The organism is Hyphomonas sp. TMED31 (assembly GCF_002172815.1).
Classification (GTDB): domain Bacteria; phylum Pseudomonadota; class Alphaproteobacteria; order Caulobacterales; family Hyphomonadaceae; genus Hyphomonas; species Hyphomonas atlantica.
Genome location: NZ_NHCK01000008.1, coordinates 21,106 through 47,206, shown reverse-complemented (window position 1 = coordinate 47,206; position 26,101 = coordinate 21,106). Strand labels below are relative to the sequence as shown.

Here is a 26,101-nt window from a genome sequence, read left to right as displayed (position 1 = left end):
CAACAGTTCCATCTTTTCCCTGGATGGCGAGACCATCGTTACCCTGAACAAAGAACTCGCAACAGCAGAATCCGAACGCATTGCCGCGTATCAGAAATATATCGAAGCGGAAAATAGCCCAATCACCCTCGACGTTTTGGACAGCCCGGACCTGAAAAAGTTGCGGGAGCAGCGCTTCCAACTGGACACTGAATACCAGAACAAGCTCGAGATTTACCGTCCTGAGTATTCAGAAATGACGGAGTTGAAGCGCCGTATTGAACTGACGGATCGAGAGATCGAAGCTGAACGCACCCGAATTGTCGATGCACTGGAAACCAGCTTTCGAGCCGCCGAGGCCAAAGAAGCATCGCTGCGCGAGCGAATTGGTGAACTGAAAACAAAGCTGATCGAACTTCGTACTCAAAGTGTTCANTATGGCATCCTGGAACGGCAGGTCGAGACAAACCGTTCTCAATATGATGCTCTACTGACCCGACTGAAAGAATTGACAACCGCAGAAGGGATTGGTGCCAGCCAGGCATCTGTGGTTGACCGGGCGATCGCTCCAACTCATCCCTTCCAGCCNAGCCTCGGCAAACACCTTCTGCTTGCGACCATACTCAGTCTTGCTGCCGGTATCGGTCTTGCCATCCTCTGGGAGTACATCGACGATACCATCCGTGTTCCGGAGCAACTGATTTCAAAACTCGGACTTCCAATCATCGGCATCGTACCCGTGGCAAGCAAGAGCTCTGATCTTGTGCAGGACATGATGAAGAATCCAAAGGATTCACTTGCTGAAGGGTATTTCTCAATTCGCGCCAACCTCCTGTTCAGTACGAATTCCGGAGCTCCACGCTGTCTCTCCCTGACAAGTGCGTCTCAGGCGGAAGGTAAATCCACCTGCGCCGTGGGGCTGGGTCTGGCATTCTCGCGGAGCGGTCAGCGTGCGCTTGTTATTGATGCAGATATGCGCAGGCCAAGCTTCGTCGTGGACCGCAATCTCTCTATCGGTCTGTCAGGACTGCTTGCGTCAGACGCCGATGCGATGGAGCACATTATTGCCGGTCCGACAGAAAATCTGTTCCTGCTGCCAGCGGGCCGTATTCCACCGAATCCGGCAGAACTTCTATCCGGACACAGACTCAACGAAATTCTGGAACAGTTGAAACAAGTTTTCGATATTGTGATCGTTGACTGNCCGCCCGTGCTGGGATTTGCCGATGCGCCCTTATTGGCAGCGGCTTGCGACGCAACAGTGGTTGTCATCAGCTCAGGAAAGTCTAGACGCATCACCATACGTCGTTCACTGGATCGTCTGGTGTCTACACACGCACAAACCGTTGGCGCCATCCTCACCAAGTTTGATGCGCGCAAAGTTGGCTATGATTACGGCTATTACTACTACAATTACGGCCCGGGCGCGTACGATTATGCCCGGCCGAGCGCTCGCACAGAGAGACAATCTCGCAAGATCACGCTGTTCAAAGATCAACTAGACGACTGACGTCGCCAAGGCAGCACATGAATTGGCGCGGTGTTTTCTCGATCCTCACGGCAATCATTTGTTTCGCAATCGGGTTTCTGCTTGTGTCACAATTGCGGTTCTCCAGCACCGCGCCCGGGGAAGAGATATCAGGACTGGCAGGCATGGCCCTCACAGCGGAACATGCTAAAAGTCGCCTGGTAAAAAGTCTGGGGAGCGATACACCCGTAAATACCGCTGCCATCCAAGCTTTGGCAGTGCGGGAGCCGTTGGATGCGTTGCCATACATCGCAATGCTGCCTGAAGCACTCGCGAATTCTGATCATGAAGCGGTACAACACCTCAGCACTCGCATTCTGTANCGCGCTCCACGCAATAAATTGGCGTGGAAGGCGCGACTGACTTTGGCCGCTCGGCAGGGCGACGCCGAAGGAGCGATAGCTGCGCTGGACAGGCTCTATCTTCTGGATAGCCCCCAAAGGGAAACCTATGATGGCATACTCGCGGATATCGGCCTATCTGCTCTAGGGCGCCAGGCATTCTTGGATGCAATAGCCAAGCGTCCGACCTGGGGCCGAACGACATCTCTGAAGATCATGGCTCAAAGCGATGACAATGATTTGCTCATGGCTCTGGCTCGTGCGTTTCCAGAAAACCAGAGCACTTTTCTGGAGAAACTCACGGATCAAGGAAATTGGGCTGGCGCACATTTCGCATTTCAGTCATTCGTGGGCCCTGATGNCCGGAGCACCGCNACGGCTCCTTTTGATCCCTCATTCCTCGGACTATCTGCACCGCGCCCATTCAATTGGCTNTANAATCCNACCCATACGCGTCTTGAGGCTCGAGGCGGTCTGTCAGCTTCCTTTCCCGGCCGCAGCCGCGTATGGCTCGCACGGCAAGCAATTTCTTTGCCCCCAGGCCCCCACTCCCTATCGGCCGCCATGAGTGGGCACATGTCTCCGGAAGGTGGGTATTTCCGCTGGGAAGTATCCTGCATAGACGGCAGCAGGATTGACTATCTCAATGTGAAGGACCTGTTGCCGGTCCGGCATACCTACACGACGTCTTTCAGCATACCGGCCGACGCTCCCTGCGACTTTCAATATTTGGCACTTTTTGGAATGGGCGGCGCGTTTCCGACTAGCGCGCGGACAATCGTTCATGAAGTGACCATAACGCCAGCAATTGACAGAGGCGTGCCCTGATAATGTCATTTCGCAAAGCCGCCGCGACCGCCCTCCCGGGCGCATACCTTTTGCTCTGCCTTGTTCTCGGCGGTTCGAGTGCCAAGGATCAGTTGCCGCATTTGTGGCTTCAATTGATTTCCACAATCCTGATCGCTGGCGTAATCTATTCCGCAACATCTCCGATGCGGCATCGACCTGCGATGATCATTGTTGCTGCGCTTCTTGCCATCGCCGTATGGCCGATCCTGCAGCTTCTGCCTTTGCCTGCCGGTATGTGGGAATCCCTGCCCGGTCGTGACGTGATTGCTTCAGACTTGCTCGACCTGGGCATCAGCTCCCTCCCGAATATGCCTGTGAGCTTTTCGGGGCAGGAAACGTCCAGAGCCGTGCTGGCGACCCTCATTCCAATCACATTCATCCTACTGGTTGCGGCGTTTGGAAATGAATCCGGGCCACAGACCATCTCGTGGGGTATACTGATATGCGGGGCTACGAGCGCGCTTTTGGGACTACTCATGGTCGTCCCCATGAGCCCCCTCAGAGCGTTGTTGTCAGGGCTTCTCCCNTATGATCCAGCAGCGGGATTCTTCGCGAACGCCAACCATCAGGTGACTTTGCTACTTATGTGTCTTCCCCTGTTGGCCGGCATGTCGGGACGGCGCACAGCCCCCAATCGATCACGACAGCACGTCTTTTTCCGACAGACCATACTTGGGGCTTTGTTGATACTTTTCCTATCTGCAATCTGGGCAGCAGGTGTACGCGCAAGTTACATTCTCATCCTGCCTGTCAGCATTCTATCGCTTTGCATCCTGCACAACTCATTTTCTAGACGAGCAGCCATCGGAAGCCTTGTATTGATTGTGGCGAGTGTCGCGGGCTCCATACTGCTCGCCGTGAATGCCCCAGCCCTTGAAGGAGTGGCATTCGCAGATTTCTCGATAACAGACAAAGGACGTCAGGAGATCGTTTGGCCGACATCAATCGAAATGCTGAAGGATCACTGGATGTTTGGCACGGGACTCGGCACGTTCTCAAATGTATTCATGCTCTACGAAGATCCCAACACGGTGAAATCCGTGTGGATAAACCATGCGCATAATGAGTATTTACAAGTTGCAATCGAACTCGGCATTCTGGGTGTTCTTGCAATGATTGTCGNGCTTGCAGTTTACCTGAAAGTCACGATCAGAACCTGGACAGAATCTCCAGACNCGGACAGTCCTCTNCGCCGTGCAGCNACTGTATCTTGTCTGGTTGTGCTGCTTCACAGNCTTGTTGATTACCCNGCCAGAACTCCTGCCATCCTCGTTGTCCTGACGGCTTGCTTCATTCTTGCTGTTTGGCCGAAAGGTTTGGCGACGCTGGCTATCTCGCGACGACCATCCAGCACACGCAATCGCACCGCGCGCGGTATCGAAATCTGAACCGGGGGTGCAAGAGTTTCGCAATCTGAAAACTCAAGCACCACTCACTTGTATCCACCCCTGTCGAACCAGCCTCCCTTGACCTTGGCCGACACTGACAGATCAAATCAGGTATTGCCTGTAGTGATCTCAGTATATCCGGAACGGATTTCTTTCATCCGACGTTCTTTGGCATGATCGCTTGCCCACCACGCACCTATGAGGAACGCAAACGAGCCAACAAAACACANAGAAACCAGGAAAGCATAGAAGATCAGCATTTGCCCCTCCAAATGATAGTCGACTTCTGGGTACATAGTTTTTGCATTCGCCACTACCTCCCTGCTCGGCACCCCAAATGGGTCCCCCTCGCCCGGGCTGAACTAAATATTCACGCGGTCGCTACACCATTTTAAATTTCTGTCTCAGTCGCCACAAAGGAACGGGCAAGAACGCCAGAAATACACCTGCGCAGCTTGCCAGAAAGTCCAACACGCTCAGTTGGCGACCGAAATAGGGCTGGATGACCTCGATCCCGGCAGCCAATATGACGAGAGTCATTACGATAAACCACCAAGCCCTCTTCGTGATTGTGACAAGAGCCAGCAGCGACAAGGCATAGAAAGCAAGAAAGTGGCGGTCTTTGTCTATCCACATATGGTTTGGAGAAACGCGCCACTCNAGCCCTATACTCAACCATATAATCAGCAGGAAGAATGCTGTTCCAGTTGCCTTCAGAAGGTATAGCATCCATCGAAACCANAACCCCGGCTTGGGCGCCCCCTCCTCACACTGCAAATCACGCATCCAATTTCCCCGCATATGCCGCCAATTTGAGACGCGCGCAGCCCTTCCCAACTCCAAGGGCATCTAGACGATGGTCGACATAGTCAAACCTTGAAGCAACAGGCATTCCCGAATGGACCGCCATTATGGGGCACCCGCAATCGTCACACCCTCCTGAGTATCGCCAGATTAAGCATAGGGTTTTCGCGGCTATCCAAATGTGTAGCGGTTACGGGTCAGTTTACGATCCCGCTTAGGCCCTCCAAAATTCAGTCTGCAGTCATAGGCACGTGTAGACGCACATTGGCGAGGCTCAGGCAGTGAATAGTTTGGTCGGGGGGAGCAANTACCAAGTGGAAACGAGAAGATCTCATCGACGGCGAACATTGAAGTGTGGGCGGATACGGTTCAACGAAGACCGCTGCACAATGGATATCCGTATTCTGAATATGTCAGATAGCGGATTAAAGTTGGAAACCCACACGATCTGGCCGTGCCCGTCTTCCTTCACCGTCGAAATCTCGAATCCAAATTCCAATTGTCCGGAAGTCCGTGAGTGTGAACTTGTATGGCAGAAAGGGCTCGAAGCCGGCGTAAGATTTCGCGACTCCGCCTGAGATGCGCCGCCTCCCGAAATCTTAATTGGCNCCCATCTCGAAATCCCCCGCCCCTGTCCTTCCTGACCGCCTCATCATTGCGATGATGTCCGGCCTGGAAGGGCAGGAATGTCACGGTGTGGTCACAGCAATTTCGATTGCACGATCACCATGCACAGGCACATCTGCAGCTGTTTCAAATTCGCTACTTTGTAGAGAAAGCTCCAGTGGTGCCGGCTGAGGGACTCGAACCCCCGACCCTCTGATTACAAATCAGATGCTCTACCAGCTGAGCTAAGCCGGCACGCTGGAAACGCAGTCACTACTTCGATCAGCGCCGCGGCGCAAGCGGCTGTTCCAGTGAAATTCACTCCCCGCGCTCAAACGATGAATTCTTCCAATCACCTCGTCTTTGCCCCATTCGCCCAGAGAGGCGCACATTTCCGCCCCAGTTCAAGACTATCAAGGCTGTAATGAAACCACACGCACAGATGTGGTGTTGATGGGTGTCAGTCGACACGAGCAGCCTGAAGGAAGACTGGATCATGAAACGCGCTCAAATTCTTGCCGGATTAAGCATCGGCGCCATCGCGCTCACATTTCCCGCCATGTCGGACGCCCCCAAGGCTCCGCCATTGGAGCCAGTTCATGTTCCCTTCGAACGTTCCTGCGAAGACACTGAAATCACGGTGTATTTCTCGAACCAGGAAGCCGTGCTGTCTTCCTATGCTGTCCGCTCTCTCAACACTGCGGGAGACAGGCTCGCCGGCTGCTCGATCTCCAATATCGAGGCCAAGGTCATATCAGCTGATTCTACAGATACCGAGCGCTCTACGACGCTCTCCGAAGCCCGCGCCGCTATTGTCCTCGAAGCGCTGAATGCGCGCGGGATCCGCGCCCGCGATGTCCGCATGAATTTCGCGCCTGCAGTCGTAAGTGACCCTGCCGAAACGACCAGCCTGCCAATGGCGCGCCGGGTCGATCTGACGGTCACCGCCTCGAAAGGCTACGGTCTCTAAGACCAGAGTTTCCTCCCAAGGCCTGCAGGATTTCTCACCGCATCCCGCAAGCCGATCGCCCCGGATGCCCCTTGCAGCGTGTCCGGGGCTTTTTTGTGCCCGTCACCCCGGTGTTATTTCAGGCGTCACAATTCTTTCCTTTCGCGCGCGCATCGCTAAAAGGTGCAGGGCAACCGGTGCTCCGCCCGGCCTCGCCTGCAACGCAATTTGGGAAAGACCTCACTTTCATGACGCAAACCCGGCGCATCCTCGTTACTTCCGCCCTGCCTTACATCAATGGAATCAAGCACCTCGGCAATCTGGCCGGCTCAATGCTGCCCGCTGACGTGTATGCTCGGGTGATGCGTCTGATGGGCCATGATGTGACCTATATCTGTGCGACGGACGAGCATGGCACGCCGGCGGAGCTCGCCGCTCAGGCAGCCGACATGAGTGTTCAGGCCTATTGCGACGAACAATACGAAATTCAGCGCAAGGCCGGCGAAGGCTTCAACCTGTCCTATGACTGGTTCGGTCGCTCTTCCCGCCCGGCAAACAGCGCGCTGACCCAGCATTTTGCCCGTGTTCTGGAGCAGAATGGCCTGATTGAAGAACGCACCTCGAAACAGGTCTATTCCGTCGATGATGGTCGCTTCCTGCCGGATCGTTATGTTGAAGGCACCTGCCCGACTTGCGCGTTTGAAAAGGCGCGCGGCGATCAATGCGATAATTGCGGACGATTGCTAGACCCGGTCGATCTGATCGACCCGTATTCGTCGGTTTCAGGCAGCCGCAACATCGAGATTCGCGACACAAACCATCTCTACCTTCTGCAAACCAAGATGCAGGAGAAAATCCGCGAATGGGTGAACAGCAAAGGCGCTCAATGGCCAAGCCTCGCCGTCTCGATCGCCAATAAGTGGCTGGACGAAGGGCTGATCGCCCGTGCCATTACGCGGGACCTCGCCTGGGGCGTGCCAGTGTTGGACGCCGATGGAAATCCTCGCGAAGGGTTTGAGGACAAGGTCTTCTACGTCTGGTTCGACGCGCCCATTGAATACATCGCCGCGACACAAGAATGGGCCGAGGCAACCGGCAATGACTGGGAGGCCCTCTGGCGCACGGACAAGGGCGCGGACCAGACCGAATACGTCCAGTTCATGGGAAAGGANAACGTCGCCTTCCATACAGTCAGTTTCCCTGTCACGCTGCTCGGCTCCGGCGAGCCTTGGAAAACGGTCGACAAGCTGAAGGCGTTCAACTGGGTCACCTGGTATGGTGGAAAGTTCTCGACCTCAAACAAGCGCGGCGTCTTCATGGACCAGGCTCTGGAACTGCTGCCAGCCGACTATTGGCGCTGGTACCTGATTGCCAACGCACCTGAAGGCTCCGACGCCGCCTTCACATGGGAAGGCTTCCAGTCAGCGATCAATTCGGACCTTGCAAATGTGCTCGGTAANTTTGTGAACCGGATCACGAAATACACGGTGTCGAAATTTGACGGCAAACTGCCGAATGCCGGCTCACCGGGCGACGCTGAAGCGTGGATGATTGCCGAGCTGGAGGAACGTCTGCCTCGCCTGATCGCGCACTATGAGGCGATGGAATTCCGCAAGGCCGCCGCTGAGACACGCGCTATCTGGGCCGCNGGCAATGAGTACCTTACGAAGGCTGAGCCTTGGGTGAAGTACAAGACGGATGTGGACGCCGCCGCAGTAGGTGTGCGCACCGGGCTGAACCTTGCCGCCCTGTTTGGCATTCTGGCCCTGCCCATCATTCCGGATGCCGGCAAGAAGATCCTCGACGCCCTCGGGATTCCCGACGAGCATCGCAGCTTCCAGTTCAGGGACATTTCCGCGCTTCTTGATAGTCTTCCACACGGTATGAATGTTTCCGCTCCAGACGTCCTCTTCCAGAAGATCGAGGATGACCAGGTTGCCGAATGGACCGCACGCTTCGGTGGCGATCAGGCCTGACGCTGCAACACGACGCTGAGATTGTTGGCGGGCATCTCGATGATGTTCGTCACACTCAGCCCCACCTCTTCGGCCATTGGTACGATTTGTTGATCAAGGTCTCGCACGCCCCATGTCGGGTCACGGGACTGCAAACTCTCGTTAAAGGCAGCATTAGAGGGCGCAATCTCGCCATTCCGCGCGAAGGGACCATACAGGAACAGTTTGCCACCCGGTTTCAGCAATCGTCCCGCCCCCGAGATCAGGCCAAGTGCCGCCTCNAAGGGCGCGATATGGATCATGTTGACGGAAACAACAACNTNCCAATGGTCGGGTCGTTCGGCATCGCCCCAATCGCTCTGGCTGGCNTCCACCACGAANGGCCCGTNAAGTCGGTCATGTCCAGCTGCTGCAGCCCAAGCCTGCTGGCTCCGGCGACTGTCGGCGTCGATATCTGAATAGGTCCAGCGAAGGTTTGCCAGATTGCTTGTCAAATAAGCGCCATGCTCCCCCGTACCGGAGGCAATTTCCAGAACGTGCCCAGTCTGCGCAACATGGTCGCGGAAAACCTGGAGGATAGGATCGCGATTGCGCGCGACAGATGGCGAATACCGGCGACCATCGGTCTCTTCGCCGCGCTGTTCCAACGCCACCGGCTTGCCCTGCTCCGACTTGGGATAGTCCTTATCGGAAGCGCTCACGCCTGGTCGCGCTCGAACGGGTACATCTCGGTCGTCACCACCGATTGTCCCATAGGACTATAGCGTGGCCCGACTGCCTTCTCCGGCAGGAAAGAAGCATCAAGGCGCGCGACCATGTCGTCAGACAACTCAATCTGGCCAGCGCNCCAGTTCTCTTCCAGATGCTGAAGGCTGGTTGTGCCGGGAATAGGCAGGATATTGTCGCCCTTCGCCATCGTCCAGGCCAAGGCAAGCTGCGCCACCGTGCAACCGACCTCCGCCGCGCAAGCGCGCGCTTCGTCAAGCAAAGGCAAATTGGCCGCATAATTTTCCGGATCAAATCGCGGGAAAATGGATCCGCGCAAATCGGATTCATGAAACTTTGCCGGGTCTACCGGCGGATCGGCGAGGAAGCCGCGCCCGACCGGCGAGAACGCCACCAGCGCAACGCCCAGCTCTTCGCAGGCAGCCTTGATNGCAATCTCCGGATTGCGCACCCAAAGNGAATANTCGCTCTGCATGGCTGCAATAGGGTGCACGGCGTGCGCCCGTCGCAAATCTGCAGCCCCCATTTCGGAAAGACCAATCATCCGGATCTTTCCCGCCGCCACCAGCTCGGACAGAGCACCGACCGAATCCTCAATAGGCACATTCGGATCGGGACGGTGCATGTAATAAAGATCGATGACATCAGTCTGCAACCGCTTGAGACTGGCATCGCACGCTGCCTTGATCGTCTCAGGGCGCGCGTCCAGCGTACGCTGGCCGTCCTTGAACCCAAGCACGCACTTGCTGGCAAGGAAGTAGCTATCGCGACGGTCCTTCAGCGCCTCGCCAATCAACTCCTCGCTACGACCAAAGCCATATAGCGTAGCGGTATCNAGAAAGTCGTAACCGATATCCAGTGCACGTACGAGCAAGGCCTTCGCCTCGGTCTCGTCCATGGGAGGACCATAGGCATGCGTGATGTTCATGCAGCCGAGCCCGACCGGATANACTTCCCGGTCGCCGATACGTCTTTTGGATGTCATCGAATCTTCCTTGCTAAACAAATTTCTCGCGCAATACCGGCTTCAGTATCTTGCCATTCGCGTTGCGCGGAAGTGGTTCGCTCATGAACAGAATCTTGACCGGCACCTTGAACGCGGCAAGGTGGCCTGCCGCATGAGCGCGCAGTTCATCCTCGCTCACCTGCATGCCTGGCTTCAATTGTACGACGGCGCCAACCTCCTCGCCAAGCACCTTGTGCGGAATACCCACAACAGCCGCGTCCATGACAGCCGGATGTTCATACAGCGCGTTTTCAACCTCAATGCAGTAAACGTTTTCGCCGCCGCGGATCAACATGTCCTTCGCCCGGTCAACCAAATAGAGGAAACCCTCTTCGTCGAGACGCGCCAGGTCTCCCGTGACCACCCAGCCCTCACGGAACGTTTCGGCAGTGGCATCCGGTCGGTTCCAATATGACTTGCAATTCATCGGACCCTTGCACCAGAGCTCGCCCACTTCGCCCTGCGGCAGTTCATTGCCATCCGGATCACAGATCTTCAGCGANACGGCTTTGGGCGGCGCACCGGCACTTCCCGGACGGTTTACATAGTCTTCGCCGATATTGAGCGTGGCCGTTGCGCATGTCTCCGTCATGCCCCANCCATTACCGGGGGCNGCGTCCGGAAACCGCTTCTTGATNGTCGAAACCAACTCNGGTGCAGACGGCGCACCGCCATACGAAATGGCCGCAATTGAAGACAGGTCATATTTGTCCCTGTCCGGATGNTCCAGAAGTTGCCAGGCAATCGCTGGCACGCCTCCAACGGCGGTCACTTTTTCTGCTTCGATGATCGGCAGCGCCTTGCCAGCATCCCATTTGTACATCGACACGATCTTGTCGCCGCGCAGCANCGACGGGATCATGATCGCGAACGCGCCGGTCGCATGGAAAAATGGAATGGCGAGCAAAGTTGCGCGCTGCTCGTTCGGATCGGGCTCCGGCACTGGCTCACCGCGGCGCAGGAACATGCGCGCCTGACAGGTCATGCCATTGAACATGTTTGATACGACCGCGCGATGGGTCGCCAGCGCGCCTTTCGGCTTGCCCGTCGTGCCCGACGTATACATGATTGTGGCGTCGTCATCCGGCCCCACATCAATTGCGGGCCAGGAAACATCCGGCAGTTTTGCCCAATCATTTGCGCCGCCAATATGGGTCTCCATTTGGGAAACCCGCGGATCTCCATACTCGCCATCAGGGTCGCGGGCGATCATCACATTCTTCAACTCTGGCAGGTTTTCCCACTCAGCCCGGATGCGCTCATAGATTTGTGGATCAACGACTGCCAGCTTCACGCCCGCAAAAGACAAGCCATATTCCAGCTCTTCCCCGGTCCACCAGGAATTCATAGGCGTCGCAATTGCGCCGATCATGGAGGCGGCAAAGAACGCAACGGGCCACTGCGGGTAGTTCCGCATGATCACCGCAACGCGGTCACCCTTTTCGATGCCATAAGTGTCCTTCATGACCCCCGCCAGCTTCACAACAGCCTTGGCGAGCGCCGAGAAAGTGACGCGTTCGTCTTCATAGACGATGTAGTCCCGATCCGCATATTGCATGCTTGCCAACTGAAGCACGAGCGGCACGGATGGCGGCGCATTCTTGTAGAGCTTCATCTCGACACCATCGACAACGCCATCAACGAGTTCGAGGGGAGAGCCTTCGCCAGCCAACATCTCGTTCGCTTGGGCGATGGACATGGCGGGCCAGTTCGGCAACGTATCTGCGGGCATGGGTTTCCTCTGAATGTGTGTTTTGTCCACACAATCACGCCAGACCCGACTATTGAAGGAAAAACTGAGCGTTCAGCCGACAATTTTTCGCGAGCAACAGTCCGCTACGATGCTGAAGCAATGTCGCCGCTTGCACCCACATCTCTTCACGAAGAGATCGCACACAAACGGCGACAAAAAGAACATTGTTTTAGCTTGTTTTATTTGCCGAAGTCGCAGAACCGCAGCGTATGCGCCGTGCCGTCTGGCTCGACGGCGTCGTAGCCACGACCGGTCAATTCGTCGCCTTCGCACAGGTACCCAATCTGAAACATGGCAATCAGGGTTTGGTTATCGGGCGTCAGATCGCTCGCAATCATCAGATCAATCGCATCCTCATGACGTCCGAGACGCATCAGAATGTCGAACTTCTCCTGCCGGGTCGTTTCCGGCAGATTGAGCTGTTCGATCAGCGCTGCTTCAGCGCCTTGCGCGGAGCCAAGCAATGTCTGGGCTTCAGCATAGGACGTAGTATCGTCCAGCGTGTTGACGATCTCTTCGAAATCCTCAACCGCGCCCATGACGTCATAGCCTTCCGGGCTCATGCGCAGTTCACCACGGCGCAAAAGGGTCTTAGCGAGTTGATCGCGGGACAGGTCTGGATCACCGGTCAACTGGGTCAGGCGATCAATTGCCGTCTGCGTGTTACCGGCTTCTTTCAGCCCCTCTACCGTGGTCATGGCCATTGCGAAGCCAGACGCGGGTTGCACCACAGGCGTTGTCGCCCTTTCGGTGGCGGCAGGCGCGCTGGAACATGCCGCGAGCACAAGCGCAGAGGCAGCAAGGAAAAGACCGGATCGAATCATGAGTATCTCCAACGGGACAAAAAACGACTGCTTACAGTCCTAGTCGTAGAAGACGATCAGGCACAGGGCGGTATTGTGGATTTTGTGTGACCTTTCAGCTGGTCGGTGCATCGCACCATTCCATACCAGCAAGATCATCACGGTCTTCACCAAAATCATGAAGGCGCGCTTCCTGGCTGTCTGCTTCGCAGATATAGCCAGCCTGGATCAGGGTCTGAACCTGTTCGGGTGTCGGGGCCAGTCCGGAAGTGCGATAACGCGTCACCGCTTGCTCGTGCTGGCCGAGCGTCCACGTTCCATCGAACCAATCCGGCAAATTGAGGAACCGGTTCATAGACGCCTTGATCTCCTCGATATCGGTGCGGACATAATCCAACTCGGTCTGTGCATTGGGCGCCAACGAGTGATCGGGCGCGAGCGCCAGCAAGGCCTCGAAATCCTCAACCGCGCCTTCCCGGTCATCTGCATCCTGACGGCGAAGGCTTCCACGATGATAGAGGGCCTGCACGCGCTGTTCGGTAGTCAGGGAGCTGCGCGCCAACAGATCAGAGAGAAGCGCTTCGGCCTCAAAGGGATTCGTTTCGGATAGCGCCTCGGCAATAACGGCCTCTGGCGGTGGCCCGGTATCAGCGGCTTCCGGGGCAGTTGCACACGCAGCGAGCAGCGCTGCGGCGGCCAGCGATATGTAAATGGGATAGCGTCTCATGCCCGGCACATAAGACCGGTTCGGCACACGCCGCAAATTGCTTTTCAGACAGGTATCAGGCGCTGGCGAGCCGGTTGATTTCAGCAATGTCGCCCCGGCCCAATGCTTCAATCGCTTTTGCCGCGATGTGGCGCGCATTCAGTCCAGCCGTCTCATACATCTGATAGGGGCCTTCCTGGTCCTGGAATGTATCCGGCAACGTCATCGGGCGAATCTTGAGCCCCGTATCGAGCGCTCCGACACGGGCGAGGTGCTCCAGAACGAAGCTGCCAAAGCCACCCGTGGCGCCTTCTTCGACCGTGATCAGAACCTCGTGCTCCTTTGCTAGCCGCTCGACAAGATCAGCGTCCAATGGCTTGGCGAAGCGCGCGTCCGCAACCGTCGCTGAAAGACCTTGAGCGGCGAGCATTTCTGCCGCCTTCTCCGCTTCTGCCAGACGTGTACCGTAGGAAAGGATGGCAATTGTGGTGCCTTCGCGAACGATGCGTCCTTTCCCGATTTCGAGTGGCATTGGGGTCTCAGGCACGTCAACGCCTGTGCCTTCACCGCGTGGATACCGAAAGGCTGACGGGGCATCATCAATCTGCGCTGACGTGACAACCATCCGAGCAAGTTCGGCCTCATCAGCGGCCGCCATGCAGATCATTCCCGGCAACGCGCCGAGATATCCAATATCAAAACTGCCAGCGTGCGTCGCGCCATCCGCTCCGACGAGGCCGGCGCGGTCAATCGCAAAGCGAACAGGCAGTTTCTGGATCGCCACATCATGAACGACCTGATCGTATCCTCGCTGCAGGAAGGTGGAGTAAATCGCTGCGAACGGCTTAAGGCCATCAGCTGCAAGGCCAGCGGCAAACGTTACCGCGTGTTGCTCGGCAATGCCCACATCGAAGTGGCGATCAGGGAAACGCTTTGCAAAAATATCCGTAGACGTACCAGATGGCATAGCCGCAGTAATGGCACAGATCTTCTCATCCGTCTCCGCAAGCTTCGTCAGCGTCTGGCCAAACACTTTCTGATAGTTGGGGGCCTTGGGCTTCGGCTTGGACTGTTCGCCCGTGACCACCGAAAATTTCGATACGCCGTGATACTTGTCGGCGGAGTTTTCAGCCGGAGCATATCCCTTGCCCTTCTGCGTCACAGCATGGATCAGGATCGGTCCGTCGCGCATGGCCTTCACGTTCTCAAGCACCGGGATCAGCGTATCGAGGTCGTGCCCATCAATCGGGCCGACGTAGTAAAAGCCAAGCTCCTCAAACAGTGTTCCACCCATCGCGAAGCCACGCAGATACTCTTCCGCGCGCCGTGCCGGGCTCTCCAGCCCCATGGGCGAAACCACTTTCTTCGCGATCCGGCGCAGCCCCCGATAGGGACGCGAAGATACCAGTTTCGACAGATAATTGCTCATCGCGCCAACTGGCGGCGCAATCGACATATCATTGTCGTTCAGAATAACGATTAGCCGCGACCTGTCGGCCCCGGCATTGTTCATGGCCTCATACGCCATGCCAGCTGACATCGACCCATCCCCGATAACGCACACGACGTGCGTATCGGCGCCCTGTATGTCGCGCGCTTTCGCAAACCCATGCCCCGCAGAAATCGATGTGGAGGCATGCGCCGCACCAAACGGGTCGTATTCACTTTCGGCGCGCTTGGTGAAGCCAGATAGTCCACCAGGCTGGCGCAGAGTACGCATCTGATCGCGGCGCCCGGTCAGGATCTTGTGGGGATAGCATTGATGCCCAACATCAAAGATCAGTTTGTCGTCTGGCGTGTCAAAAACCGAATGGATCGCCAGTGTCAGCTCAACGACCCCGAGACCTGATCCCAGATGACCACCCGTCACTGAAACGACATCGATCACCTCATCGCGCAACTCATCGGCAATCTGCTTCAATTCCCCGCGCGACCTGTCTTTCAGGTCGTCTGGTGAGTTGATTGCATCCAGCAAACGGTTGGGTCGGGCATCGGTCATTACAAATTAGCTCGGTTCTTTTTAACGGTCAGACCTGATCTTAATGTGTTCTATCGAGCACAAAATCGACCGATTGCAGCAGTATATGGGCTTTTTCGCGAAAAATTGCGAGGTGTTCCTTCGCTTGTGCAGCCAAAATACTCACGCGTTCGCGGGCGCCGTCTATCCCCAAAAGGGTAACAAAATTGGCTTTTCCTGCGGCATCGTCAGTCCGCAACGGTTTGCCAACCGCGTCCTCGTCGCCTGTAGCATCGAGTAGGTCATCGGCAATCTGGTAAGCCAGTCCAAGATCATTGGAGAAGCCCGCCAGCGCGTTGCGCTCAGCCTCTCTCGCACGACCGATGATGGCTGCGGCCTCTGTCGCATAGGAGATCAGCGCGCCGGTTTTCAGGCGCTGCATGCGTGTAATCGTATTCAGGTCCCGCGGACTGTCTGATTCCAGCATATCGATCATCTGGCCGCCCACCATGCCGCGCGCGCCGGACGCATCCGCCAGTCGTTCAATCAGCAATGCGCGCACAGACGCATCATCATGCGTTTCTGAGGAAGCAAGGATCTTGAAAGCAAGGGTGAGCAATGCATCCCCGGCCAGGACCGCCGTGGCCTCATCAAACGCCTTGTGTACCGTTGGTTGGCCACGCCGAAAATCGTCATCATCCATACAAGGCAAATCATCATGGACGAGGGAGTAACAATGCACGCATTCCAGCGCCGCGGCCGCCCTCAGCAGCGTCTTCTCCGGCGCGTCAAACATGGCTCCTGTCTCCAGCAGGAAGAACGGACGCATCCGCTTCCCATTGGCGAGCGCAGCGTGGCGCATGGCCCGCATCAAATCTGCTTCGGGCCCGCCTGCGGGAGGTATCAGCTGGTCCAGCGCCACCGTGACCCGATCGGCCACCTCTTTCAGGCGCTGTTCAAAGTCCTGGGCTTCGCCCATAGCGACGCCCCTCTAATCAAAACTGGCAGGTTCTGTGGTCGGCCCATTGGCCCCTTGCACGATCTGCTCGACTTTCAACTCAGCAGATTTCAGACGAGATTCGCAATGTGCCTTCAGCGCGGCGCCACGTTCATAGATCGCTATGGATTTTTCCAGCTCGACCTCGCCCGCCTCCAATTGGCGCACGATCACCTCAAGCTCTGCAAGAGCTTCCTCGAAGGTCAATTTATCGACAGGTTTTTGCGTCGCATCAGCCATTCGTCGGCCTCATCTTTTCTTGTAATTCTCGTGACACTAGAGCGGTGACCTGAGGTCTACAACCGTTTCCGAACCAGATCACCGGTATTCATAGACGCGGAAACTCCAATAGGCATCGCCGCCATCATAGGTGCATTTCCACCCCAGCTTCTTCATTTCCGGGCGCAGCATGCGATTGAACCATCCATGAGCGGCCAGATATACCTTGCCTTCACTTGAGGCCTCATCAAGTTTTGACGCCGCGGATGCGGCCCGCTGGCGCGCCTGCTTCACGCTCTCCCCATCAAGCGCGTGACCATTCAGCCAAGCTGCGCGCGCGAGGATATTCCATGTTTTCGGCAAGTACCGAACGCCGGGTAGCAATGGTGGCGGCAACGGCGCCTCGTTGAATACCGGATCGAACAGGGCCTGCATGTGAGGCGCGGCATGCGCAGCAGTCTGCTGCGCTCTCAAACGCGCCGATGCGAACACGATGTCGGCATCCGCGACCGCCTCAACCAGCTTCTGCGGCGGGGACTGGTCTTCTGCCAATGGGCCGATTTCATATCGCTCCCACCAGTCACGATACTGTTTCCAGTTCAGGCGCGGTCCCGCCGTTCGGTCCAGCGCAGGCCGCCCGTGACGCGATATGATGATCGGACCGCGCTTCCGGTCTGTCGATGTCGTGTCTGGCATCGCCATACAGGTAAATACTCGTTTTTCTGCGGGCCCCGTGACCACTTGTTACAATTTGCCCTAACGGGGTTGCCCCCATGCGGCAAGATACGTTTCCGCTCAAGCAGCGATAAGGGGCAGTCTGATCGCCAGGATCAAAGGCCTTTCCACACCCGTTTGCGGCATGGTTCCTCGTCCTGAAGCTTGCACTTATGGAAGCTGACGAGAACCGTTTCGGCCCGTCCGATAAGATGATCCATGGGGACAAAGCCGATGGATGCGAGATTTGCCGGCACGCGCGGCTGACAGCCTGCCTGGTCGATAACACCATCAATCGCCGGGCAATGACCACTCGGAAAGCGGCTGTCGAGCGAATTGTCCCGATTGTCGCCCATCATGAANACATGNCCNTCNGGNACNATGAANANATCNGTATTGTCGCCGCGNCCGCCTTTTTCCTGACGATGNGTNANCCAGCTCTTGTCGCCNATTGTCTCGCGCCATTCGTGCGATGTACCAATCGCGACATCNTTGTGCGGNACGAANCGAACCGTCCGCAAATATTCAGTTTCGACCGGTTCCCCATTCAGGAACAATTGCTCACCGATCAGCTGCACCTGGTCGCCCGGCAAGCCGATCAGTCGCTTGATCATCACACGGCCAGTGTGAGGGTGCTCAAAAACAACCACATCACCCCGCGTCGGCGTGCTGGCGAAAATTCGCCCTTCTGGCAGCGGAATATAGCGCCCCATGGAGAACGGNAGAGAGTAACGGTCGTATCCGTAGGCGAATTTCGCCACGGCTACCCGGTCCGTAACCTGCAGTGTCGGCACCATGCTTTCCGACGGAATCACGCGCTGTTCATANGCCAGGCCAGAAAACAACAGGAACACGGGCACGAACACGGCGAGTGTCGACGCCCATTCGCGAAGCTCTTGCTTCAACTTGGCACCGAGACTTGGCGACTCGACGGNTTCGTCCTGCTCCGCGGTGTTACCGTCTGTTGCCATGTATCCCTCTTGCATCGCCTTCGTGACGTCCAAAACTGTTTAGACGAAAGACTGTGCAAATGCGAAGGCGAAAACATGCCCGGCGCTGCAAAAGCTGGGGGAACGGCTAGTTTAGGCTGTAAAGGTCAATACCGGTCTCATTGCGCGCGACGGAGACGTCTCCACGATAGATCAGGTAATTCAGGTGCGCCAGCGCTTCGCCCGTCGCCATGCCAACCTCATCATCCGCAATTGCCCGCCCGAACAGGGTCGTAAAGGAATCGACCGCCTTCATCTCTCCCCGCCCAAGACGCTGGATGAGCCGCTCAAGTGCCACATGGTGACCGTCAATCAGATGCTGCAACCGCTTGTGCGCTCCAATGAATGGCTCATTGTGCGCTGGCAGCACCAGCACATCTTCCGGCAGGTGCTGCTTCAGCTTCTCACAACTCTCCAACCAGTCCAGCAGCGGATTGGCAGCCGGCTCCGTCGGATGCACGGAGACATTCGACGAAATCCTGGGCAGCAATTGGTCACCCGATATCAGGATATTCAAGGAGGGAGAGTAGAGACACGCATGCTCAGGGGAGTGACCGCTGCCGGTAACAACTTCCCAAACCTCGCCCGCCATCTCGAACGTGTCGCCATCGACCAATCTACGGAATGAATCCGGCAAAGGCATCACGCCCCGCCCAAAGCCGCCGAACTTTTCCTTGTACTGGTCCAGTTGCGCCTTGTTCCAACCGGCACGAAGGTAGAAATCGAGCCCCGCCTTCGGGGCGCTACGCCCAGTATCAGACACCAGCATGCGGCACGTCGTGTACTCCAGCCGCGTCATCCAGAGTTCAGCGCCCCATTTGTGACAGAGCCACCCCGCTGTGCCGATATGGTCGGGATGCATATGGGTCACGATCACGCGCTTCAGCGGCTTTTGCTCGCTTACCCGGTCAGCGAGNAGGTTGCGCCAGACATCGCGGGTTTCGTCATAGGGAATCCCGGTGTCGATAATGGTCCAGCCGTCGCCGTCATCAACCAGCCAGACATTGATGAATTTGAGAGAGAAGTGCAGCGGCATGGCGAGCCAGAAAAGGCCGGGCGCTATTTCCTTCACCTCACCTGGCGCTGGCGGCGACTGCCCGTAAGGATATTCGAGTCGAGGCCGTTTTGGCTTGCTGATTTCTGTACCGTCCATGATGGGAGGATACGCAGCTTCTCAGCCCCGTCGAGCCGTACCGCAAGGTCATCCCTGCGCAAGACGCTCCTGAATCGCCGCCACCAAGTCTTCGGGACTCGCCGTTCCATCCACGCGCAGAACATCTTCAGGCAGCTGCAGCGCTTCGAGTTGGCTATCGAGCAGCGAGACCGGCATGAAATGGTCTGCGCGGGCCGAAATCCGCCGCGCCAGCTCTTCCTTTGGAACGTCTAGCAATACGAACCGGCAGCGCCGCCCGCTTTGGGCCTTCAAGCCATTCTGCACAAAAGAGGTCAGCGCAGAGCAAGCCAGAACAACATGTTCAGCACGCATGTCCGCCGATGCGCGGCACATGTCCCGCACCCAGTCTTCACGGTCGGTATCGGTAAGCGGTGTGCCCGACGCCATCTTCTGTTTGTTTGCCGCTGAATGATACTCGTCCGCTTCCATGAAAGGCCACCCGGTCGCGGCGGACAGCGCCTCGGCAATCGAGGTTTTGCCACTGCCGGCAACCCCCATGATGACGATCAGGTCTCTCACTTGATGGGGGTACGCTTGCGCGGTTTCAGNTTGGTACGCTTGAACTTTTCTCCCTTCAGCGGAGATACGCGCTTGTCGCCCGTTGTCGCNCCGGGCTTGCTGTCGCGCCGGGGCGCAGAGGCTCCAGCCCGCCGCNGCGGCTTGCCTGNGCCTTGGGGACGCTCATCCCGCGCGGGCCGCCCCGACCGCTCTGGTTTGTCTGGCCTCGGCTTGCGGGCACGGGGCGCGTCACCATTCAGCAAAGCAGAGCGTTCGCGGCTGCTGATCGGACGCCATTTGCCTTCCGGCAGCCCCGCCAATTCAAGCGGCCCAACGCGCACCCGCATCAGGTCCACAACACGTAGCTCCACCAATTGGCACATTCGCCGGATCTGTCGATTGCGGCCTTCACGAAGAATGAATTTCAGTTCCTGAGGCTTTACCGGCTCAACAATAGCGGGCTTCAACTGACGACCATCCAGCTCCAATCCGTGGCGCAGCGTGTCCAGCTTTTCGGGCGTCACATCGCCCTTCACCTTGACCAGGTATTCCTTGTCCANCTCGCTTTCCGGCCCGATCACGGCCTTCGCCAGAACGCCGTCCTCTGACAGGATAAGCAATCCGCGGGAATCCTTGTCGAGCCGCCCAAGCGGAGCGAGCTTGTTGTAACGCCCCGGAATGGCGTGACTTTTTCCCGACAGGCTGTCTGCCGTCAGCAGGCGCACCGCTGGAATCTCGTCACCTTCCGGCGTACCCGATACGATGCCGACCGGCTTGTGGAACAGGATGGACAATTGATTATCAAGGCGGCGTGACGCCTTTTGCGCCAGGAAGACGGTTTGCCCCGTCTCAACCTTTTGCCCGGACACGGCACGCTCGCCATCCACCTTTACCAGGCCCTGCTCAATCAGCGAGTCCGCTTCCCGGCGAGAGCATACGCCTTCCAGAGCCAACCATTTGTTGATCCGCAAAGGCTCGTCGCCGGAATAGGTTTTCGTCCAAGCCATTGCGTGCTGCGCCTCCTGCAGGGTTGCTGCCCGTCATATCGACCTGTCAGACNCGTCGCAACTCGCGGTCGACATTCTGCAGCATTTCCGGCATAGGCGGGCGCCCGATCGAGAAAGCCAGCCTCATGTCGAACACGCAATATGCAGCGCCCGGAATTGCGTTCGCCCTCATTGTGATGGGCACGATCCTGAGCCTTGCGGGAACCGACCTTGTCTTGCCAGCCGTTCCGTCGCTTCCCGAAACGTTGAGCGGCAGCCAGGCAATGGCCCAACTCGTGCTGGCAGCGTTTGTGGCAGGCGGATGCATCGGACTGCTGGCGTTCGGTGAGCTTGGGGCACGTGTCGACCAGCGCACGCTTCTGGTCTGGTCGTTGGTTTCCTATGCGATTGTCTCTCTCGCCTGCATGTTCGCCCCCAGCCTGCCTGCGCTTGTCGGTCTTCGCTTCGTCCAGGGTCTTACCGGCGCAGCCGCTGCCGTGTTTGCNCCGGGCATGATCCGCGCATTGTACTCGGAAGAAAAAGCTGTTGGCGCGCTCGGCTTCATGGCGAGCATCGAATCCCTGATTCCGGCATTGGCNCCCGTTGTCGGCGTCTGGCTGNTGATCGGCTTTGGATGGAAAAGCTCATTNCTTGTGCTCGGTGTGCTNAGCCTGANCGTCGCAGGCCTCGTCGCGCTTCTGCGCCACCGCATGCCACCGCCGCCCTCGACCCGCGTNCCGGGCAGCTATCTGCGACATCTCACNAATCCGACNTTCCTGCGCTATGCGCTCAGCCAGGCCTTCACTCTGGGNGGTCTGCTCATCTTCGTTTTCGGCGCACCAGCCATGATCACGAAAGGGCTGGACGGCACCNTGAACGATTTCATCATCATGCAGGTGACCGGNATTTCNTTCTTCATTGCAGGATCAAACCTTGCGGGCAGGCTGACGCAAAAATTTGGTCCGGAACCAATGATCCTGTTCGGCTCCGCCATGTCAGCGTGCGGGCTGNTGGGTGTCCTCCTGTTCGCACTTATCGGCGGTTCGGAACCTCTCTTTCTGGCGCTCTTGTTTATCCCCGTAAACCTTGGCCTTGGNTTTCGCGGCCCCCCGGGATTTTTCCGNGCCGTGATCGCNGCGCGCGGNGATGATGCTCGCGGATCGGCGCTTGTGCTCGTGGCCATCCTCGTCACAGCAGCGGTCGGAACGGCGATTGCCGCCCCGGTTGTCACGCTTGGCATGGCACCACTGGCCGCCGTCGCAGCAGCGGTATCGTGCGCCTCGGTGCTCTGCCTGATCGCTTTGCCGAAGCTGCGCCTGCAAGCCTGATCAGGCGATACCGAACAAGGCTTCGCTGTTTTCCAGGAAAGGGGAGCCGCCGTCGGTAATGCCAGACACACGTCCCGGNGCCGTCGCCAGAACGGTCTCGGCAAAGAACCCCGCCAAGGCCAGTTGCCGCGCCCGGAAGCTGCCTTCCTCGCCACGTGCNGCAACGGCTGCNCGCGTCAGGAAATGNCCCCCGATCACGTCGCCCGCAAGCGCAAGATAGGCTGTTGCTCCAGCGAGGGCTTTTTCCTGATCGCGATCCTTCATCGCCTCCAGCATCCAGTCGCTCGCCTCCCGCAGCGCATCAGCGCCCGCCCGCAGGCGGTCAGCAATCTGAACCAGCTGCGGATCATTCGTTGCACGCGCAGACGCGGCCGTCGCCTCGACTTCACCCAACATGACACGCATGGATTCACCATTCGTGCCGGACAGTTTGCGCCCGACCAGGTCAATCGCCTGAATACCGTTTGTACCCTCATAGATGGGCGCAATGCGCGAGTCCCGATAAAGCTGGCCCGCCAGCGTTTCGTTCATGAACCCCATGCCGCCGTGAATCTGCACACCAAGGCTCGCCACGTCGACGCCCATGTCCGTACACCACGCTTTCGCGATGGGCGTCAGCAGATCTTCCCGCATCTTTGCCGCAGCGCGGGTCTCTTCATCCGGCGCCGCCTCTGCGAGGTCTGCCGCCACACCACACGCATAACAGATGGACCGAGCCGCCGCCACGCGGGCGCGCATTGTCGTCAGGGTACGGCGTACATCGGCGTGNTGAAGNATCGGGGCGGGGCCNTCCACACCAGTCGCCTTGCCCTGCTTGCGTTCCTGCGCATAGTCGAACGCCGTCTGATAAGCGGCTTCACCCACAGCGACACCCTCAAGGCCGACATTCAGACGNGCTGAGTTCATCATGGTGAACATGCAGGCCAAGCCCTTGTTCTCCTGACCGATCAACCAGCCTGTTGCGCCATCATACTCCATCACGCAGGTCGGCGAGGCGTGAATGCCCATCTTCTTTTCAAGGCCAATACACTTCACTGCGTTCCGTTCGCCTAGACTNCCGTCGGCATTGACCATCANTTTNGGAACGATGAACAGCGAGATTCCGCGAGACCCTTCAGGCGCGTCCGGCAAGCGGGCAAGCACCAGATGGATGATGTTNTCGGCCACGTCATGATCGCCCCAGGTGATATAGATCTTCTGGCCNGTGATCGCGTAGCTGCCATCCTCATTCGGAATCGCTTTCGTCTTCAGCGCGCCGACATCNGATCCGGCCTGCGGCTCAGTCAAATTCATCGTGCCGGTCCAGTTTCCNGCAACAAGGTTTGGCAGATAGGTCTGTTTCTGCTCGTCCGTGCCGTGCGCGATCAGCGCTTCGATCGCTCCGAAGCTCAGCATCGGGCAGAGGCCGAAGGACATGTTCGCCGCGTGAAACATTTCCATGACCGCCAGGGCGAGCGCCTTTGGGAGGCCTTGCCCGCCCCATTCCTCGGGTGCGGACAAACCCATCCAGCCGCCATCGCGGAACTGGGCATAGGCATCGGCAAAGCCTGGCGCAGCCTTCACGCCTTCATCGGTCAGTTGTGCGCCATGCGCGTCGCCCACGGTATTGAGCGGCGCAAGNACATCCCGCGCCAGCTTGTTTGCTTCTTCGAGGATTGGCGAGATCAATTCCGGGTCGTAATTGCCAAATGGCTCCAAACCTTCAAGCCGGGACAGGTCCGCTACAGATTGCAGCGCGAACGCCATGTCGTTTAGCGGCGCTTCATAAGCCATGCATTTCTCCCAGAATCCGAATAGGTCATATTTAGATGAGCATTTAGCGCGGGGATGGCACGACGCCAACTGCGCCCTATAATCACGGTTACCCTCTACCAGAAACTCCAGGAGACTTCATCCATGCGNAAATCCCTTCTTACGGTATCTCTCTTCGCCCTCGCCGCCTGTGGNGCGGCTGAAACCACCGCCCCCGCAGCCGAGGCCGAAGCGCAAACTGTCGAAACCGCTGAAGCCACGGCAGCGCCGGCGGAAGAAGTCGCTCCGGAAATCGGCCCNGCTGGCACCTACACCCTGGACCCGACACACGCCTCACTCGTCTGGACAGTCAACCATTTCGGCCTGTCNAACTATACCGCCCGTTTCACNAAATTCGACGCAACGCTTGAATTCAATCCCGATGATGCCAGCGCGACTTCGCTGACCGTCACAATCGACCCGACATCCGTCGAAACAGACTACCCGGGTGACTTCAAGGCGACTCATGCCGACTCGCCGTACGACACATTTGATGAGGAGATCGCTCAGGACGCCGGTTACTTCAACGCTGGCGAATANCCGGAAATCACCTTCACATCGACAGAGATCACCCAGACCGGCCCATCCACCGGCACGGTCACCGGAGACCTGACATTCCTGGGCGTGACCAAGCCTGTCACCCTGGACGTGACCTACAATGGCACCGCCACCTTCCCATGGGCGCCGGAACAACCGAAAATCGGCTTCTCCGCAACAGGCTCTTTCAACCGGTCAGCCTTCGGTCTTGAGAAACTGGTCCCGAATGTGGGCGACGAGGTCAATCTCACGATCGAAACCGAGTTCGCAATGGCCGCACCGGCCGCTGAATAAGTCGACCGACAGACCCGATGAAAAAAGTATCTGCCAGATACACGACCGTCGCCATCATCCTTCATTGGGTGATGGCGGCCCTCATCCTGTTCATGATCTGGCTCGGCTGGAACATGGATGGCAACGAAGCGCGCTATCAGCTTCACAAATCCATCGGGATCACATTGCTGTTCCTGACAGTCACGCGGATCCTCTGGCGCGCCGCGAATCCGCCGCCGCCCTTGCCGGAAGAAATGCCCGCGCACGAGAAACTGGCATCGCACCTNGTCCACATGGCTTTCTATGGCCTGATGCTCATCCTGCCGCTCGCAGGCTGGGTACTTGTCTCGACCTCCAAGTTCAAAGTGCCCACCGTCCTGTTTGGGTCGATCAGCTGGCCGCACCTGCCCGCACCGGATTTCCTGCGTGGCGACATTGCTCACACGATCATCGAGACCATTCACTCCAAAGGGGCCTGGCTGCTGATCATCCTGTTGGTTCTGCATGTCGCAGGAGCTGTGAAACATGAAATTGGCGGTGAGGATGGCGTACTGAAGAAAATGCTGCCGGGCCTGTTCGGAAAGCCCGCCGCACCGAAAACCGCTCGCGGCTATGTACGCGCGTTCGGTGTTTCCGCTGTTGCCTTCGCGCTGATCGCGCTCATCCCACTGGCAACTTCCGCTCCATCCGGAAGCTCAGACTCCTCTAGCAATGACTCTTCGGCGACGACTGAAGCGCCGCTGGAGGCAAATTGGGACGTCAACTACGACGCCTCTGAAATCCGCTTCACCGGTATCTATGATGGCAACGAGTTCACCGGCACCTTTGGCAGCTGGACGGCCGATGTAGAGTTTTATCCGGACGACCTCGCTTCATCGCAAGTTCTGGTCAAGGTCGAAACGGCGACAGCTGACGCTGGCAAGAAGCTCTACAATGACAGCCTGAAAGGGCCGGAATGGTTCGACACGAACACCTTTCCGACTGCGCGCATTCGTCTGACAGACTTCGAGGAAACCGGCGAGGGCTACACCGCTGATGCCGTCATCACGCTGAAAACAGAGCTGGTCACCGTACCGCTCACCTTCACGCTGGATATTGAGGGCGACACAGCNCGCNTNGANGCCTCCGCGGTGATGAGCCGAAAGGCCTTCAATCTCGGNCAGGCNTCTGATCCGGCNGCAACATGGGTCGGAGAAGATATCANNGTCACGGTCACGGGGACCGCGACCCGCAAATAGTGCAGCG

General features: G+C 57.6%; 21 protein-coding genes and 1 tRNA gene. 7 read left to right on the top strand and 15 right to left on the bottom strand.

Features of this window, described 5'->3' with window-relative positions:
* Together CBB91_RS01080 and CBB91_RS01075 are read left to right on the top strand one after the other, a co-directional pair.
* Positions 1 to 1,489 (top strand): polysaccharide biosynthesis tyrosine autokinase (locus CBB91_RS01080; protein WP_273011213.1); only part of this gene is annotated, 1,489 nt, incomplete at its 5' end.
* A 1,189-nt stretch (positions 1,490 to 2,678) separates the two neighbouring features.
* Complete coding sequence (locus CBB91_RS01075) at positions 2,679 to 4,085, top strand: O-antigen ligase family protein (RefSeq protein ID WP_273011210.1); 1,407 nt, start codon at positions 2,679 to 2,681, stop codon at positions 4,083 to 4,085.
* Between the two features lie 1,589 nt (positions 4,086 to 5,674).
* On the opposite strand, the gene CBB91_RS01070 is transcribed toward CBB91_RS01075, so the two are convergent.
* Positions 5,675 to 5,750 (bottom strand) — tRNA-Thr (locus CBB91_RS01070).
* A gap of 241 nt (positions 5,751 to 5,991) precedes the next feature.
* Between CBB91_RS01070 and CBB91_RS01065 the strand changes: the two genes are divergently transcribed.
* Positions 5,992 to 6,465, top strand: coding sequence for a hypothetical protein (locus CBB91_RS01065; RefSeq protein WP_273011207.1), 474 nt, complete (start codon positions 5,992 to 5,994; stop codon positions 6,463 to 6,465).
* 227 nt (positions 6,466 to 6,692) lie between these two features.
* Positions 6,693 to 8,420, top strand: a complete 1,728-nt coding sequence (metG, locus tag CBB91_RS01060) for a methionine--tRNA ligase (RefSeq protein WP_273011204.1) — start codon at positions 6,693 to 6,695, stop codon at positions 8,418 to 8,420.
* On the opposite strand, the gene CBB91_RS01055 is transcribed toward metG, so the two are convergent.
* The 13 genes from CBB91_RS01055 to CBB91_RS00995 form a co-directional block, all read right to left on the bottom strand.
* Positions 8,411 to 9,100, bottom strand: coding sequence for a DUF938 domain-containing protein (locus CBB91_RS01055; RefSeq protein ID WP_273011201.1), 690 nt, complete (start codon positions 9,098 to 9,100; stop codon positions 8,411 to 8,413). The two genes, metG and CBB91_RS01055, sit on opposite strands and share 10 nt — an antisense overlap.
* Positions 9,097 to 10,110 (bottom strand): aldo/keto reductase, encoded by a 1,014-nt coding sequence (locus CBB91_RS01050; protein WP_273011200.1) that lies wholly within the window; start codon positions 10,108 to 10,110, stop codon positions 9,097 to 9,099. The genes CBB91_RS01055 and CBB91_RS01050 overlap by 4 nt, the downstream gene beginning before the upstream one ends.
* A gap of 13 nt (positions 10,111 to 10,123) precedes the next feature.
* Positions 10,124 to 11,863, bottom strand: coding sequence for a class I adenylate-forming enzyme family protein (locus CBB91_RS01045; protein WP_273011197.1), 1,740 nt, complete (start codon positions 11,861 to 11,863; stop codon positions 10,124 to 10,126).
* 200 nt (positions 11,864 to 12,063) lie between these two features.
* A complete protein-coding gene (locus tag CBB91_RS01040) occupies positions 12,064 to 12,708 on the bottom strand; it encodes a hypothetical protein (protein WP_035553295.1) in 645 nt (214 codons plus the stop codon).
* Between the two features lie 94 nt (positions 12,709 to 12,802).
* On the bottom strand, positions 12,803 to 13,414 hold the full coding sequence (locus CBB91_RS01035) for a hypothetical protein (RefSeq protein ID WP_155841901.1): 612 nt from the start codon (positions 13,412 to 13,414) through the stop codon (positions 12,803 to 12,805).
* Positions 13,415 to 13,469: 55 nt separating this feature from the next.
* Complete coding sequence (dxs, locus tag CBB91_RS01030; protein WP_035553289.1) at positions 13,470 to 15,392, bottom strand: 1-deoxy-D-xylulose-5-phosphate synthase; 1,923 nt, start codon at positions 15,390 to 15,392, stop codon at positions 13,470 to 13,472.
* 40 nt (positions 15,393 to 15,432) lie between these two features.
* The gene (locus CBB91_RS01025) at positions 15,433 to 16,329 is read right to left on the bottom strand and encodes a polyprenyl synthetase family protein (RefSeq protein ID WP_035553287.1); all 897 of its coding nucleotides are present in this window, start codon (positions 16,327 to 16,329) and stop codon (positions 15,433 to 15,435) included.
* 12 nt (positions 16,330 to 16,341) lie between these two features.
* Entirely contained in the window at positions 16,342 to 16,587 is a 246-nt protein-coding gene (locus CBB91_RS01020; RefSeq protein WP_035553284.1) for an exodeoxyribonuclease VII small subunit, read from the bottom strand.
* Positions 16,588 to 16,665: 78 nt separating this feature from the next.
* A complete protein-coding gene (locus CBB91_RS01015; RefSeq protein ID WP_273240891.1) occupies positions 16,666 to 17,268 on the bottom strand; it encodes a histidine phosphatase family protein in 603 nt (200 codons plus the stop codon).
* A 128-nt stretch (positions 17,269 to 17,396) separates the two neighbouring features.
* Positions 17,397 to 18,251, bottom strand: a complete 855-nt coding sequence (gene lepB / locus CBB91_RS01010) for a signal peptidase I (RefSeq protein ID WP_273011191.1) — start codon at positions 18,249 to 18,251, stop codon at positions 17,397 to 17,399.
* Positions 18,252 to 18,357: 106 nt separating this feature from the next.
* The gene (locus tag CBB91_RS01005) at positions 18,358 to 19,422 is read right to left on the bottom strand and encodes an MBL fold metallo-hydrolase (RefSeq protein ID WP_035553279.1); all 1,065 of its coding nucleotides are present in this window, start codon (positions 19,420 to 19,422) and stop codon (positions 18,358 to 18,360) included.
* Positions 19,423 to 19,470: 48 nt separating this feature from the next.
* Positions 19,471 to 19,962: a gluconokinase gene (locus CBB91_RS01000; protein ID WP_273011188.1), complete on the bottom strand. Its 492-nt coding sequence runs from the start codon at positions 19,960 to 19,962 to the stop codon at positions 19,471 to 19,473.
* Positions 19,959 to 20,948, bottom strand: coding sequence for a pseudouridine synthase (locus CBB91_RS00995; RefSeq protein WP_273011185.1), 990 nt, complete (start codon positions 20,946 to 20,948; stop codon positions 19,959 to 19,961). Before CBB91_RS00995 ends, CBB91_RS01000 begins: the two co-directional genes overlap by 4 nt.
* Positions 20,949 to 21,073: 125 nt before the next feature.
* Here CBB91_RS00995 and CBB91_RS00990 point away from each other — a divergent pair, with 125 nt between their 5' ends.
* Complete coding sequence (locus CBB91_RS00990; protein WP_273011182.1) at positions 21,074 to 22,255, top strand: MFS transporter; 1,182 nt, start codon at positions 21,074 to 21,076, stop codon at positions 22,253 to 22,255.
* On the opposite strand, the gene CBB91_RS00985 is transcribed toward CBB91_RS00990, so the two are convergent.
* On the bottom strand, positions 22,256 to 24,028 hold the full coding sequence (locus tag CBB91_RS00985) for an acyl-CoA dehydrogenase (protein ID WP_273011180.1): 1,773 nt from the start codon (positions 24,026 to 24,028) through the stop codon (positions 22,256 to 22,258).
* A 123-nt stretch (positions 24,029 to 24,151) separates the two neighbouring features.
* Between CBB91_RS00985 and CBB91_RS00980 the strand changes: the two genes are divergently transcribed.
* Entirely contained in the window at positions 24,152 to 24,877 is a 726-nt protein-coding gene (locus CBB91_RS00980; RefSeq protein WP_273011178.1) for a YceI family protein, read from the top strand.
* A 17-nt stretch (positions 24,878 to 24,894) separates the two neighbouring features.
* Complete coding sequence (locus CBB91_RS00975; RefSeq protein ID WP_273011176.1) at positions 24,895 to 26,094, top strand: cytochrome b/b6 domain-containing protein; 1,200 nt, start codon at positions 24,895 to 24,897, stop codon at positions 26,092 to 26,094.
* Positions 26,095 to 26,101 lie beyond the last annotated feature (7 nt).

Bases quoted from the DNA above. Each gene is read 5' to 3' on its own strand.
- CBB91_RS01015 (WP_273240891.1), bottom strand. From the start codon at position 17,268: ATGGCGATGCCAGACACGACATCGACAGACCGGAAGCGCGGTCCGATC.
- dxs (WP_035553289.1), bottom strand. From the start codon at position 15,392: ATGACCGATGCCCGACCCAACCGTTTGCTGGATGCAATCAACTCACCA.
- CBB91_RS01065 (WP_273011207.1), top strand. From the start codon at position 5,992: ATGAAACGCGCTCAAATTCTTGCCGGATTAAGCATCGGCGCCATCGCG.
- CBB91_RS01035 (WP_155841901.1), bottom strand. From the start codon at position 13,414: ATGAGACGCTATCCCATTTACATATCGCTGGCCGCCGCAGCGCTGCTC.
- CBB91_RS01025 (WP_035553287.1), bottom strand. From the start codon at position 16,329: ATGGGCGAAGCCCAGGACTTTGAACAGCGCCTGAAAGAGGTGGCCGAT.
- CBB91_RS01020 (WP_035553284.1), bottom strand. From the start codon at position 16,587: ATGGCTGATGCGACGCAAAAACCTGTCGATAAATTGACCTTCGAGGAA.
- CBB91_RS01040 (WP_035553295.1), bottom strand. From the start codon at position 12,708: ATGATTCGATCCGGTCTTTTCCTTGCTGCCTCTGCGCTTGTGCTCGCG.